The sequence below is a fragment of the Tetragenococcus halophilus genome, assembly GCF_001712815.1.
Taxonomy (GTDB): Bacteria; Bacillota; Bacilli; order Lactobacillales; family Enterococcaceae; genus Tetragenococcus; species Tetragenococcus halophilus.
Genome location: NZ_CP012047.1, coordinates 1,854,737 through 1,869,064, shown reverse-complemented (window position 1 = coordinate 1,869,064; position 14,328 = coordinate 1,854,737). Strand labels below are relative to the sequence as shown.

Genomic DNA, 14,328 nt, shown 5'->3' with positions numbered 1-14,328 from the left:
GATGGCATACAAAGGATATTTAATCGATCTGGATGGCACGATCTACTTAGGTTCAGAGCCAATACCAGCAGGCAAACGTTTTGTTGAATCTTTACAAGAAAAAAAGATTCCTTTTCTTTTTGTAACGAATAATACAACAAAAAGTCCCGCTACAGTTCAAAAGCGTTTAGCAAATGAATTTGATATTTATGTAGAAAAAGATCTTGTTTACACAGCTAGTTTAGCTACTATTGATTATATGAAAGATGACGCAAAAGGGCGCAAGGTTTATGTAATTGGTGAAGCTGGCCTTATTGACTTGATTTTAGAAGCTGGTTTTATTTGGGAGGAAGAAACCCCTGATTATGTTGTAGTCGGTCTTGATTCAGAAGTAACATATGAAAAATTTACTATCGCTACCTTAGCTATCCAAAAAGGTGCCAGCTTTATCGGCACAAATTCTGATAAAAATTTGCCCACAGAGCGTGGTTTAGTTCCAGGAGCTGGAGCATTGATAAGCTTGCTAGAAACAGCAACGCAAACAAAAGCTATTTATGTTGGCAAGCCAGAAGCTGTTATTATGGAAAAAGCCTTAAATCGTATTGCTTTAACTAAAGATGAGGTTCTTATGGTCGGAGATAACTATGAAACAGACATACGTTCAGGTATCAATAATGATATCGATACATTATTAGTTCTTTCGGGTTTTACACCCAAAAGTGCTGTGCCTTTATTAGCAGTTGCTCCAACTTACGTGATAAATAATTTAGATGAGTGGGAATTTGATCAATGAAAAAATCACAAATTTGGCTTGAACGTTTAGGTATTGGCTCTTTATTTTTGACACTTATCAGTTTTGCGGTAGCTTTGACGATCAATGCACGTTTTATTTATGTAGCAGATATTGATTATTTAAATATTTTAGATTTTGTGAATTTAAGCAAGGAAAGACTATTGGAAAATTATGATCAACTGATCGCTTTTTTAAACCGTCCTTGGGTAACAGAGTTAAATTTACCAGATTTTACAATGTCTGAAGGCGGCAAAGCCCACTTTTATGATGTGAAAAAATTGTTTCTCTTTGACTATGGCGTTTTTTTAGTAACTTTTATTCCCAGTATCCTCTTTTGTTTCCACTTGCGAAAAAAGAGACGTTTTTGGCGCTTAATTCGTCCTTTTCAATGGGGGATGGCAGCGCCGGTCGCTTTTTTATCTTTACTGGTCATTGGTTTTGATAGATTTTTCATTATGTTTCACCAGATATTTTTTACAAATGACGATTGGATGTTTGACCCGGCAACAGATCCGATTATCAATGTACTACCGGAACAATATTTTATGCATTGTTTTTTCTTCTTTTTTATTTTGATCGAAGTTCTCTTTTTAATTATGATGATGATTGGTAAAAAAGAAGTGCAAGGAGACAGAATCCGTTAACTAATGGATTTTGTTTCCTTTTTTACTATGGAAAAAAATTGCGGATGTAGTTTAGGTTATTTACTTTTAATGTATTACAGTAATATAATAAAATAAGTACAGCTTTTTAAGCGCTTTACTTGTTAAAATTGAAGTCAAAAGAGAAAATGAAGTACAATTAAAAAAAGTATAAAAGAAAGAGGCGGATGATCATGCGATATCATGTAATGGAAAGTAATGATATTCGACGTAATTTAGCAACAGAAGAATACTTAATGGATACAGCGGATGTAACAGAACCTTTGTTACTGTTATATATACAAAATCCATGTATTATTATTGGACGCAATCAAAATGCTTATGAAGAAATCGATTTAAATTATTTACGTCAGCATCAGATTGTATTGACGCGTCGAGTTTCGGGTGGTGGTGCTGTTTATGATGATCTAGGAAATATTAGTTTTAGTTTCGTGACTAAAAAAGGTGACACAACTTTTGGAGATTATCGAGGCGTAACGACACCAATTCTAGAAGCTTTACGAAGTATGGGAGCCAAAGAAGCAACATCTGGAGGTCGCAACGATCTGTACATGGGAGATAAGAAATTTTCTGGTAATGCAATGTATACTAAAAAAGGAAGAACTTATTCGCATGGGACTTTGATGTATGATGTTGATTTAACGGTTTTAGATAAAGTGTTAACGGTTTCTAAAGAGAAAATTGAGTCAAAAGCAACACAGTCTGTTCCTAAAAGCGTAACCAATGTCAAACCTTATTTAGCACCGCAATTTCAAGCTCCCACGATTGAAGCCTTTCGCGATGAACTGATCTGTCATATTTATCAAGTGAACTCATTAAAGGAGATTTCAGATAAAAAATTAGAGCTGACAGATGAAGATCGTCAAGGAATCCAAAAATTAGTAGATAAACGCTATGCAAATGATGATTGGGTTTATGGACAAGCGCCTAATTTTGAATTTAATCAAAGAACACGTTTGGCTGATGTAGGTATTGTCGATGTTCATTTATCAACTGAAAAAGGGAAAATATCAGCGATTCAATTTTTTGTCGATTTTTTTGGTACAAAAGATATTGAAGGTTTAGAAGAAATACTACAGGGGGTTACCTATAAATATGAAACAATCAAGGATGCTTTAGAAGGTGTAGATGTCTCTGAATATATCTTTAATTTTTCTAATCAGGCGTTATTAGACTTACTTATGAAGTAAGGATAGAGCTAGTAATTTAATAAGAAAAATTTTCACGTCTTAAACTTTATTTACATTTAAGATTCACTGTTCTTTCATACCTTGTATGCTAAATTATGTTATAATATTTAAAATATGAGGTAGATGGATAGGGGATATTACGCGTGCTTTTCATATTTCTTATACTTGTATTTTTAATTTGTCTTCAGACGCCTAAAAAAAGTTTAGGCCGTAGGTTAGCAATTTATTATACAAGTTTTTTATATTTAGGGATAACAATATTTTTATATAATCAACAAAAAATAGATCTTTCTAATTGGCAGTCCTATTTTTTATTGCGTTTTGATGATGAAAAAAGTGCTTGGATCAGCTTGTCGACAGCCCTTATTACAGTTAGTCTAACGCTTCTTTTTTGGAAGTTATTTCAGTCAGGTTACTTAAAAAAAGTATATAGTTATTCAAGAAAAAATTGGCTGATTTACGCTCTAGCGGTTCTACTTATTTTTGCGGGTTTTCTTGCTTATTCTAGTAGTCGGTATGCGATGAAAGGTATTGATAATACAAGTCTCGACCAGATTTTATTTACCATGTCACAGCCTATAAGAGGAAGTGACCCCGGACAAATTATTAACTATATGATTGATCCGCTACTTGAAGCGCTTTTAATTACAGTTCCACTCGCAACACTACTTTATTTCGCAACTACATGTTCTTTTAAATTTGGTGCCATTTATCTACAAAGACAGCCCCATTTTAAAACGAAAAAAGTGATTTTTTTTGGTTTGATTGGTTTGATTTTTGGGATATTTTTAGGTGGAAAAGAGATAGGTTACGCTGATATCAGAGCATTTTATTTTGAAAATACGAGTATTTATGATGAACATTATGTGAATCCGCGAGAAGTGGATTTGAAATTTCCTAAGAAAAAACGAAATTTAGTTTATATTTTCTTGGAATCTATGGAAAGTAGCTATTTTTCTAAAGAACTAGGTGGCATTCAAGAACATAACCTATTACCGAATTTTGCTGATTTAGCACAGAATGAGGGAATCAATTTTTCTCATTCGAATAAGCTAGGTGGGATGTTACAAATTCCAGGGGCAAATCAAACGGCTAGTTCTATGGTAGCTCAGACTTCAGGGTTACCGCTACGCCCCTCAACGAGTTTAAATAGTTCGGAAAGTTCAGAAGAAAATAGTGCGGAATATTTCCCAGGGGCATATGCTTTAGGAGAAATTCTGGATGAACAAGGGTACAATCAAGCGCTATTGATGGGCTCTGAAGCTGAATTTGCGGGTAGAGATAAATATTTTACTCAACATGGCGGCTATGATATCCGTGATTATCATTGGGCTGTAGAAACAGGTCGTCTGCCGGAAGATTATTATGAATGGTGGGGTTATGAAGACCGTAAGTTGGTCGATTATGCCAAAGAAACATTAAATGAACTTTCCCAAGAAGAGGCTCCTTTTAACTTAACAATGTTGACGGTGGATACGCATTTTGAAGATGGTTATGCAACAGAGGACACGCCAGATTTATTTGGAGATCAATATAGTAATGTAATCCATGATTCAGACAGACAAATTGCACAATTACTAGAATGGATGAAAAAACAGCCTTTTTATGAAGATACAACGGTTGTTTTAGTAGGGGATCACTTGACTATGGATAGTGATTTCTTTGATTCTGTTGATCCAGATTATCAGCGTTCTGTATTCAATTTGTTTTTAAACACCAATAAACAAAAGGTGCGTAATAAAAATCGAGAATTTAGTGCAGTGGATATGTTTCCTACGACATTATCGGCTTTAGGCGTGGAAGTACCTGGTGATAGGTTAGGCTTAGGTGTTAATCTTTTTTCCGATCAGCTGACACTTATTGAACAATTTGGTTATGATTCTTTCCAAAATGAGCTGATGAAAAAATCAGACTTTTATAATAAGAAATTAATGCAAGACGATGAAAAAGACAAGGACCGTGAGTAAACTTCGTCTATAACTAGCTTATTGTTTATTATTTGTGTTAGTATAGTAAAGGATAATTCTTAGGAGTAAAGGAGAATGAATAATGATTGCAGCAAGTGATTTAAAAGCTGGGATGACTTTTGTTCAAAAAGATGGCTCTTTAATTAAAGTGCTAGAAGCTAGTCATCATAAACCAGGTAAAGGCAATACAGTGATGCGCATGAAGTTAAGAGACGTGCGAAATGGCACCACTTATGATACAACTTTTCGTCCGGAAGATAAGTTTGATCAAGCAATAATTGAAACAAGAACGGTGCAATTTTTATATGCAATGGATCAAATGGCTTATTTTATGGATATGACTTCTTATGAACAATACGAAATTCCAACCGAAAATATTGCAGATGAAATGAAGTATTTGATTGAAAATATGGAAGTAAAAATTCAATTTTATGGCAGTGAGGTTATTGGAATTCAACTTCCTACAACGGTTGAATTGCGAGTAACAGAAACTCAACCTTCGATTAAAGGCGCTACTGTCACAGGTTCAGGTAAACCAGCAACTTTAGAAACAGGTTTAGTCGTAAACGTACCAGATTTTGTCGGAGAAGGCGAAATGTTAGAAATCAATACGCAAGAAGGCGCCTATGTGAAACGCGCTGGTAAATAAAATTAATATTGTCATATACTGCGTTCTTAAATCAAAAATATTTTAAAATGATTAGTTTCTATGTGTCATTTATTACACATGGAAACTTTTTTATTAGGAGAAATAGTATTTTTGCAAAAAGCATTTAAGGATTAATATTTTCTTAGCTTTATTTTCTCATATTTTGTTTGAATTATATTTAAAGATAACGGTAGATATCTTTTTATTTTAGTTTGAATCATGTATACTGTAATTAATCTAAATAAGATATTCAGTTATTCTTTAGTAGTTAAGAGAAGATAGGGCAAAAACAGGGATATAACTGGACGAAATGAAAGGGTTAACATTGTTATTGTTAGTGAAGATTTAATTAGTAAAAAGGGGGCTATTTATGAGGTTTTCGTTTATGCATAAAGAAGGTGGCGCTCACCCAAATGAGCAAAAAGGGTCCACGGATACAAAACCGATTGTAGAAGCTTCAGTACCGAAAATGATGATTTATCCTATGTCTATGCATATCGGCGCGCCAGCTGAACCTATTGTTGAAGTTGGTGACCAGGTAAAAGTAGGGCAGATGATTGCAAAAGAGGGCGGTTTCGTTTCTGCACACGTTTATTCATCGGTTTCGGGTATTGTTACGGCGATTGAAAGTCGCTTACAAGCAGGTGGTAGTGAAGTTGAAAGCATTATTATAAAAAATGATTACATGTATACAAAAGCTCATCCTATCATTACTCCTGGTCACTCAAGTGAAATGTCAAACAAAGAAATCATAGATACTATCAGGAAGGCGGGCATTGTTGGTATGGGAGGTGCTACTTTTCCTGCAGCAATTAAATTAGCACCTCCTGAAGAAAAAAAGCTCGACACAGTTATCTTAAATGGTGCCGAGTGTGAGCCTTATTCTACCTCTGATCATCGAGTAATGTTGGAATATACTAATGAGGTTATTAATGGTATCGATATCGTTTCAAGCTTATATCCTGATTTAAAAAATATTTATCTTGCAATAGAAGATAATAAAAAAGATGTAAAAAAAGCGATGGAAGATGCGACCTCGGGTAATGAAAAAGTGACTGTACAAGAACTAAAAGCAATGTATCCTCAAGGTTCAGAGAAAAATCTAATTAAGAGCTTAACAGGACGTGAGATTCAAGCAGGTGAATTACCAGCAGACGTACATGTCGTGTTACTAAATGTTTCCAGCGCCAGGGCAGTTTACCATGCTTGTGAGCTTGGAGAACCTTTGATTGAACGTGTAATTTTTGTTTCCGGCTCGCCTGTAAAAAACCCGCAAAATTTGAAAGTAAGAATCGGAACACCAGTGGAGTCAGTGATCGAAGATTGTGAAGGTTTTTCAGCGATACCAGGTAAGATTTTATCTGGTGGTCCGATGATGGGAAAAGCGATTAACGATTTGAGTGTTTCGGTGAGTAAAGGAATGACAGCAGTCTCTGTATTGACGCGTAAACAAGCGCAAATTGAAGAACCAAAGGATTGTATCATGTGTGCGGAATGCCTGCATGTTTGTCCAGTGAGTTTACAGCCTATTTTGATTTCGGAAGCCTTTGAACGAGGCGATATTGAAAAAGCAGAAAAATTAGGAGCGATGGATTGTATTGAATGTGGAAACTGCTCATTTATTTGTCCGTCGAATATCCCCTTATTAGACAATATCCGTGGCGCTAAAGCGGCGATTCAGGCAAAACAGGAGGGTTGAGTGTATGGAAAACACTATTGACAGGAAAAAAATAGAAAATAATTTGAAGGTTGGCCCCTCCCCACATATTCGCTCAAAACGTACAGTGGAAGGGATAATGACTGAAGTATTGATTGCTCTTGTACCACCGATTATTGCGGCCGTTTATTTCTTTGGCTGGTGGGTATTTGTTCAATTAGCAGTTGCTATTATTGTTGCAGTTTTTTCTGAATTTTTATATCAAAAAATCACCTACCAAAAAGTAACGATTCATGACCGTAGTGCCTTGGTTACCGGCACGCTGATTGGATTAAGTTTTCCGATTACAGCACCACTTTGGGTCGTGGCGGTCACCTCATTGTTTGCTATTGTCGTTGTTAAACAATGGAATCTAGGTCTAGGAAAAGGAGGTATAGGACGAAATTATTTAAATCCTGCGGTGACAGCACGTGTATGCGCCAAAATTTTCTTTACGCCTTTTTTCACAGATTGGGTTTTGCCTACCGGTTTTTTTGGAGGTCCCTACGGTGGAGTGGATGCGGTCTCTTCTTCTACGCCTTTAGAATTTGTTGGTCATGGGGCGCAAAGAGTTTCCGCTAAAGTGCCTGATTTAGGTGAACTATTTTTGGGGCTCGATTTAGGGGGCAATATTGGAGAAACATCGAAATTAGCGATTGTTATCGGAATGTTATTCTTAATTTTTCGACGTATTATCAATCCCAAGATTCCTATTTTATTTATCGGTTCAACAGTTCTGGTCATGTGTTTTTGGGGAAATTTTAATTTAGAATTTATGCTGACGCATGCTTTAACAGGAACACTTTTTTTCGGCGCAACTTACATGGCGACTGATTATAGTTCAGGTGCTTTAACTCCAGCTGGAAAAACGATATTTGCAGTGGGCGGCGGCGTTTTAACTGCTCTGATACGAATGATCTTTGATTTTCCTGGAGGATTTGGTATTGCCATCATTATTATGAATATCTGTGCACCTTTTATCGATCAAAAGCTAATGCAGAGAATTTATGGGCATCATAAACGTCCGCAGGTAAAATTCGATCGCCAAAACCCAAATCAATTGTAAAAAAACTGCGTACAAGCGGTCTTTTTCAAAAGATAAACTAGTAACGCAGCTTTTTATTTTTAATTACTTTAAGCACCTTCAACCATATCGCGCCGTTTATAACCTAAATAACCGAGGAATATGAGTGCTATACTGATTCCTGTGATGGCAAAGAAAGCAACAGGTTCAAAGCTATCCATCGGCATATGAGCAAGCCAGTTTTCGACAGCAGTATTAAAAAACCACTCGGGTAAATCTAAAATGTTGTTAAAATAGCTAAGAACAAAAGAATATCCTAGGTAGATATAAACAAATTTTCCCAATCTTGGTACCCAACCTAACGCTAAACTTGCAAGTCCCGTATAAAAGAGGACGGATGGTAAAAAGTTATAGCCAGATGTCAGAAAATCCATAAGGTCCATTGAATGATTATCCATCGAATAGATGGCTGTACTACCTAAACTACCTGCAGCGAATAAAATGCCAAGTATTTCACAAAAAACAGCTAATATTACAGTCGTCCAATAAAATTGTCCACGAGATACTTTTGTAGTGAAAAGTTGACTTAAATGTTGGCGGCTTTCTTCTACAAAGAGCTTGTTTACAATATTGATAGGCAAAATGGCGACTAAAAAAATCATGACGAGCATAATTGTGCTGGTAAATGACTCTTCGATGGAAATATCAGAAGCAGTAAACATTTGCTGTATCAGTTCATTACTTTCTATAAAGGTAGCCATATCTCCATAAATAGATCCATAAGCAGCTCCCATAATAATAAAAGCTATCAACCATGCAATAATTATACCTTTGTTAATTTTTATAAATAAACTTGGAACAGATAATAAAGATTGTTTAGCGTTTCCTCGTCCTTGTCTTTCGGGTAAATAACCTCTATCCATATCACGTTTTCCTTCAAGTGAAAAAGCTATAATAGCAGCAACTACACTAAAGATAACAGCGAAAATAAGAAGAATCCAATTATTTTCTGTAAAAGGATAAGTTAAATAAGTCCACCCCAAGGGATTGAACAAAGAAATATCGACATTTGAAACGTCAGTCCCTGCACGTATAATATATAAAAAACCAATGATTCCTAGAGAGGCACCTGTTGCTCCAGAAGAATTTGGCATGATTTGTGCCAAAATCAGAGCAATTGTTGCGCCAGTGATCCCTGCCATAGCTATAGTAGCACCAAACAATAAAGAACCTTCAGCAGAAATCGTATTGATATTAAAGCTGATCATGATACCACTGATAAAAATAGCTAATAAAACATTAATAATTATTGTTTCTATCATAGTTGCAAGAGAATTCGCTTGTCGTCCAACTTGAAATGAACGTACAAGTTCAGTTAATCCAAGATCCTCTTCTTTACGAGTATGGCTTGTTACATGCAAAGCAGCAATTATCAAGGAAAATAAACTACAAAATAGTAACATTTCATTAGCATACATCGCTCCTATTGTATAATCTGTTGCGGATTCAATCGGAGTGGGTCCTACCATAGCTACCATGGCAGGATTTTGCATCGTTTCATACATTCCCTGTAATCCTTGTCCTTTTGCTATCTCTTCAAAAGCTGGGCCAAATCCAGCTGAGAACAGGCCAATACCTAGTATCCAAAGAATGATTTTGAGCCAGTCTCTTTTGAAATATTGGAAGAGCAAGGTTAGCGTTTTATTAAATCTTTCTTGCATAGCATTTTTTTCCTTCTTTCAATGTTTATCCTTTGTAATGGCGCATAAAAAAATCTTCAAGCGTAGGGGGGACAGCTTCAAATTTTTTTACGCCTAACTTACTTGCTTCTAACAAAACTTCATCAAGATATTTATTTTCTACAGAAAATACGGCTTGATTATCTGTTTGTTGGAAGTTATGAATCCCACTTACTTCGGACATTTTGGCTACGTCTTTTTCAGTCACTAAAGTTACAGTAGGACGTGTTAAATGACGTAATTCATCAAGCGACCCTGATTCCACAATTTCACCTTGACGAATAATAGCAATTTTATCTGCTAAATGTTCTACTTCATTTAAACTATGGGAAGAAAGAAGAATGGTCTTTCCTGCATCTTTGATTTTTTGAACTTCTTCTTGGAAAATAGCGCCCTTTAATGGATCTAGCCCCGAAGTTGGTTCATCAAAAATATATAAATCTGAATCGACAGATAAAGCTGCAATTAAGCCAACCTTTTGACGGTTCCCTTTAGAGTAATTTTTAGCTTTTTTCTTTGGATCTAATTCAAAACGTTTCACTAATGACTCTCGTTTTTGTTTGTTTCCACTGCCATGAAGTTTCATAAATAGATCAATAATTTCACCGCCGCTAAGGTTTCCCCAAAGTGATACGTCGCCAGGGACATATGAAATCCGTTTGTGTATGTCGAGACTGTCCTTCCATACATCTTTTCCGAAAATTTTTGCTTGCCCTGCAGAACGTTTGATAATACCTAGTAAAATACGAATAGTTGTTGATTTACCTGCCCCATTTGGTCCAATGAAACCAGTGACTTCACCAGCTTTCACTGAAAAAGTAACATCAGTTAATGCTTGAAACTTGCCGAACTTTTTTTGCAGTTGATTCGTCTTAATGATTTCTTCCATTTTTTATCTCTCCTTTAGTCAATCAAGATACAACTAAGATCTAACAATATATTAAAAACTATATAGTTTAAATTAGTTTTTAAAATAAGATTTAAAGGCTAAAAATAAACTGTATAAGCTTATTTGGTTTTATAATATTATATTTCAATTGAATAGTCAATAATGATGGTTAATAATAGGGTTGCTAGTTTGTGATTTTGCGTATAGAATAGAAGAAAATAACAAAAAGAGAGTGGGGACTCGTTTGAATGGTTTTGAAAAACGAAGAGAGGAAAAAGAAAAGCAAATTCTTGAAGCAACTTTTAACTTATTGAATACAAATGCAAGCCAAGAAAATATAACAATGGAAAAAATAGCTAAGGAAGCACATGTAGGAAAAACGACGATTTTTAAGTATTTTGATAGTAAGGAAAATCTTATTCGCAAGATGTTTCAGTCTTATATAGAACAACTAATCGAAGATGCAAGAAAAATTGTCTATGACGACCGCCCCTTTGAGGAAACATTGATTGCACTGAGTCAAAATAAGATAAATTACTTAAATAAAATTACTCAACAGTTTTACTTGGAATTAATGAACTATATAACTGAAAAAAATGATAATGAATTATCTCTTTTAATGCGACAGTTTACTAAAGAAAATCAGAATATGATGCTTGATCTATTTCATCGCGGCCGAAAAGAAGGCAAAGTCGCTTTGAAATACTCTGATGAATTTTTAATTATTTTTTTCCAAACATTGATTGAAGGAATGTCAAAACCATATGTATACGAAAGGATGAAGCCTTATACGACTGAATGGACGGAAATATTAATTAAAGGTGTTGCCCCCTAAGAATAATATTGTAAGGTTTGCAATTAAAACACAAGTAGGTACAATGAACTTATCATAAATGAGCGTCACTTTAATTTGTTAGTAGTTAAAAGTGATGTTATAGAATTATTTATAGAGATGGTGCTCTCTATAACTGCCAGGGCTGGTTGATGGTGCCTGTTATATACTAGTGTTTATTTGGTTTATAGTTAAATAAACGCTAATATATAGCAGTTTTTTTGTTTTTTAAAGAAAGAACATACTTGCGACTATAAAAGAATTTAAATAAATATCTTTCTTGATAGTTTTCCAATTGTCGTGTCAATATTATAGGAGATTAGGGTAAAGTAACATTACAAAAGCTTATTTATCGAAAATTACTATAAATAATATTATTTTTGCACTTAAGAGGGGAGTGAGCAGATGAAGTATCTACTACGCATTATCATTAGTGAAAAAGCGGGGACGTACCAATTAGCAGATTACAAATGGCTTGAACAATTTTTATGGAAAAATGGTTTTTCTGGATTGACAGTCCGGCGTAGTGAAATGAATCTGAACTATCAAAATAAGCGTCGTATTAGTATACTTGAAGACCAGCAATTTAACGACTTATCGCTTATTGTTGAAACAATAGATAGTGGACAGCGGATTATGAGCGTTTTGCAAGAAATAAAAGATCACTTGAAACATGGTCAGATAAGTATAATAAAAGGAATGGAGGAAAAAGACATGAGTACCCATGATCACTTTGCCGTAAAAGTATACACAAAAGAAGAGAATTCATGGTTTAGAAAAGAAGAATACGAAAAGGTGATTGATTTTTTTCAAGAAAAAAATGCTATTTGGACTTCTATGACTAAAGGGATTGTTGGTTATGGGAAGGACCATGTTATTCACAAACAAAAATTATTTGCTCGCAGTGAGCAGACACCAATTGTTATTGAATGTGTTATTTCTTCTGAAAATCTAGATGAGCTATTACAAGGTCTAGATAGTGTTGTAGAAGAAGGCGCCATATTTACTACACCTATACATTTAATCGCAAATAAATAATTTTTGAGGAGATTCCGGCATGTACTATGTTTTACTTGTTATTTTTGGGGCACTTGGTGCAACTTCTAGGTATATTTTAAGTTTCATTATTGACGCAGGACAGTTTCCTGGCGCCACATTAATAATTAATTTATTGGGGTGTTTTTTACTTGCTTTTGTGACCCGTTTTTTAAGTCAGCTTCCATATTTATCTGCTAAGTTGGTATCAGCGATTGGGACTGGCTTTGTTGGTTCTTTTACCACTTTTTCGACATTTTCTTTGGAATCTGCAGAATTATTTCAAAACGGTGAATATGGTTATGCTGGTGGTTACATACTAGCTAGTTTGTTTGGCGGTTTACTTGCTTGTATCATTGGATATCAAGTGAGTAACTGGCTGATTATTCGGAGGAAAGGAAGGGGCAAAATTGTTCGTTAACTGTCTTACGGTTTCTGCAGGGGCAGCCTTTGGCGTGCTGGTTCGTGTTCTTTCAACAAATTGGATTAAGAGTCAATGGACGTATACTTTTCCATTTGCTACTTTTGTGATCAACATTTTAGGTTCTTTATTACTGGGATTACTGACTGGTTTAAGCGTTGGCTCTGTATTCTCCCTTTTAGCAGGTACTGGATTTATGGGCTCTTTTACTACATTTTCAACTTTTAACGTAGAAAATGTAGAATTACTTCGCGAAAAAAAATATAAATATTTTTTTAGCTATGTAGGAGCTTCTTATGTTTTGGGCATTTTAGCTGCTTTTTTGGGGATTGTTTTGGGAAATTTATTAAAACACTAGTAAAAAATTGCCACAATAAGATAAAAAATGTCAGGCATGTATGCGGCTCAGTCCATTTTGTGCCAGATATTTTTATCTTGATGCAAACGTAAATAATTTTCTTTTTCCATACGGGATAAACTCTTAAAAAAAGCTTCGGCCTGTGTTGCTTGGCTTCTTGTGTCAAAGATCTCAGCGTGAATAATATTAAGTGGGCGTCGACTTTTGGGGTGGGTGTATTTAGCACCAGTCCCTTCGTTATGTTCTTTTAAACGTCGCGTGAGGTCTGTTGTATAGCCGCCATAAAAACTGTTGTCTTTACAAAGTAGTACATAAAAATATTGTTTTTTATTGTCCATAAAGTAACCTGCTTGTTTCTAAAGAATAGTTACCGGCAGTATCATATGTAAACATCGGCGGAAGCACTTTAAAACCGTCCAATTTTCCATCTTTTATTCCTTCGATCAGCAAAATATTAGCATCTTTTTCGGGTTTGGGGTAGACAAATTGGATACGTTTAGGTGCTAAACGATTTTTTTTCATTAAGTCAATGATTTCTAAAAAACGATCCGGGCGATGAACCATAGCAAAGTGTCCATTCATTTTTAATAATTTGGACGAAGTAAATAAAACTTCATCTAGGTCGGTATGTGTTTCATGACGTGCTATGGCATAATAAGGGTTAGGGTTTTTACGATTTGTAGGCAGTCCTTTAAAATAAGGCGGATTGCAAAGGACTAAATCACAAGAATCGCTAGCGATTCTATTTAAACTATCCTTTAAATCCAGCGGAAAAACCTCGATTTGTTTTTCTAAGTGATTAAGTGCAACGCTTCTTTGTGCCATATCCGCTAGCTTTTCTTGTAGCTCAATTTGATAGATTTTACTTTTTGTTTTCTTAGCGATAAATAAACCTACAGCGCCGTTTCCAGCACATAGGTCAACAATTTTTCCTTTTTTAGGGATTTTAGGGAAGTTAGCTAACAACACCGCGTCTAAGGAAAATGAAAAGACTTTAGGACTTTGAATAATTTTAATACCGTCGGCAAAAAGTTGGTCGATACGCTCATTTTCTTTTAAACACACGTTTTAGCAGCCTCCTTTTGTAGTCTACT

15 protein-coding genes are annotated in these 14,328 nt (G+C 35.1%); 11 read left to right on the top strand and 4 right to left on the bottom strand.

All coding sequences use genetic code 11. The features are described 5' to 3' along the window. Window position 1 precedes the first annotated feature (1 nt). The 7 genes from AC806_RS08930 to AC806_RS08900 all read left to right on the top strand — a co-directional run bounded on the left by AC806_RS08930 (window position 2) and on the right by AC806_RS08900 (window position 8,002). Complete coding sequence (locus AC806_RS08930; RefSeq protein WP_069029163.1) at window positions 2-772, top strand: TIGR01457 family HAD-type hydrolase; 771 nt, start codon at window positions 2-4, stop codon at window positions 770-772. Beyond that, on the top strand, window positions 769-1,416 hold the full coding sequence (locus AC806_RS08925) for a TIGR01906 family membrane protein (RefSeq protein ID WP_069029162.1): 648 nt from the start codon (window positions 769-771) through the stop codon (window positions 1,414-1,416). The genes AC806_RS08930 and AC806_RS08925 overlap by 4 nt, the downstream gene beginning before the upstream one ends. Window positions 1,417-1,607: 191 nt before the next feature. Next, window positions 1,608-2,624 carry a lipoate--protein ligase gene (locus AC806_RS08920; protein WP_069029161.1) on the top strand — a complete coding sequence of 339 codons (1,017 nt, stop codon included), beginning with the start codon at window positions 1,608-1,610 and terminating at the stop codon, window positions 2,622-2,624. A gap of 143 nt (window positions 2,625-2,767) precedes the next feature. Next, on the top strand, window positions 2,768-4,591 hold the full coding sequence (locus tag AC806_RS08915; protein ID WP_069029160.1) for an LTA synthase family protein: 1,824 nt from the start codon (window positions 2,768-2,770) through the stop codon (window positions 4,589-4,591). Window positions 4,592-4,673: 82 nt separating this feature from the next. Further along, window positions 4,674-5,240, top strand: coding sequence for an elongation factor P (efp, locus tag AC806_RS08910; protein WP_061840302.1), 567 nt, complete (start codon window positions 4,674-4,676; stop codon window positions 5,238-5,240). Window positions 5,241-5,610: 370 nt separating this feature from the next. Then, the gene (rsxC, locus tag AC806_RS08905; protein WP_069029159.1) at window positions 5,611-6,939 is read left to right on the top strand and encodes an electron transport complex subunit RsxC; all 1,329 of its coding nucleotides are present in this window, start codon (window positions 5,611-5,613) and stop codon (window positions 6,937-6,939) included. A gap of 4 nt (window positions 6,940-6,943) precedes the next feature. Further along, entirely contained in the window at window positions 6,944-8,002 is a 1,059-nt protein-coding gene (locus AC806_RS08900) for an RnfABCDGE type electron transport complex subunit D (RefSeq protein WP_014124055.1), read from the top strand. Window positions 8,003-8,070: 68 nt separating this feature from the next. Here AC806_RS08900 and AC806_RS08895 read toward each other — a convergent pair whose 3' ends face one another. Together AC806_RS08895 and AC806_RS08890 are read right to left on the bottom strand one after the other, a co-directional pair. Next, entirely contained in the window at window positions 8,071-9,681 is a 1,611-nt protein-coding gene (locus AC806_RS08895) for an ABC transporter permease (RefSeq protein WP_014124056.1), read from the bottom strand. Between the two features lie 25 nt (window positions 9,682-9,706). Beyond that, window positions 9,707-10,588 (bottom strand): ABC transporter ATP-binding protein, encoded by an 882-nt coding sequence (locus AC806_RS08890; protein WP_014124057.1) that lies wholly within the window; start codon window positions 10,586-10,588, stop codon window positions 9,707-9,709. Window positions 10,589-10,832: 244 nt separating this feature from the next. Here AC806_RS08890 and AC806_RS08885 point away from each other — a divergent pair, with 244 nt between their 5' ends. The 4 genes from AC806_RS08885 (at window position 10,833) to AC806_RS08870 (ending at window position 13,234) form a co-directional block, all read left to right on the top strand. Further along, complete coding sequence (locus tag AC806_RS08885) at window positions 10,833-11,423, top strand: TetR/AcrR family transcriptional regulator (protein WP_069029158.1); 591 nt, start codon at window positions 10,833-10,835, stop codon at window positions 11,421-11,423. Window positions 11,424-11,825: 402 nt separating this feature from the next. Continuing rightward, window positions 11,826-12,458 carry a DUF190 domain-containing protein gene (locus AC806_RS08880; protein WP_069029157.1) on the top strand — a complete coding sequence of 211 codons (633 nt, stop codon included), beginning with the start codon at window positions 11,826-11,828 and terminating at the stop codon, window positions 12,456-12,458. 19 nt (window positions 12,459-12,477) lie between these two features. Continuing rightward, window positions 12,478-12,876 (top strand): fluoride efflux transporter FluC, encoded by a 399-nt coding sequence (locus AC806_RS08875; RefSeq protein WP_061840307.1) that lies wholly within the window; start codon window positions 12,478-12,480, stop codon window positions 12,874-12,876. Continuing rightward, window positions 12,866-13,234 (top strand): fluoride efflux transporter FluC, encoded by a 369-nt coding sequence (locus AC806_RS08870; protein ID WP_061840308.1) that lies wholly within the window; start codon window positions 12,866-12,868, stop codon window positions 13,232-13,234. The genes AC806_RS08875 and AC806_RS08870 overlap by 11 nt, the downstream gene beginning before the upstream one ends. Before the next feature lie 47 nt (window positions 13,235-13,281). Here the strand turns inward: AC806_RS08870 and AC806_RS08865 are convergent, their stop codons facing one another. After that, the gene (locus tag AC806_RS08865) at window positions 13,282-13,572 is read right to left on the bottom strand and encodes a GIY-YIG nuclease family protein (protein ID WP_061840309.1); all 291 of its coding nucleotides are present in this window, start codon (window positions 13,570-13,572) and stop codon (window positions 13,282-13,284) included. Beyond that, window positions 13,562-14,299, bottom strand: a complete 738-nt coding sequence (locus AC806_RS08860; protein WP_069029156.1) for a tRNA1(Val) (adenine(37)-N6)-methyltransferase — start codon at window positions 14,297-14,299, stop codon at window positions 13,562-13,564. Before AC806_RS08860 ends, AC806_RS08865 begins: the two co-directional genes overlap by 11 nt. Between the last annotated feature and the right edge of the window lie 29 nt (window positions 14,300-14,328).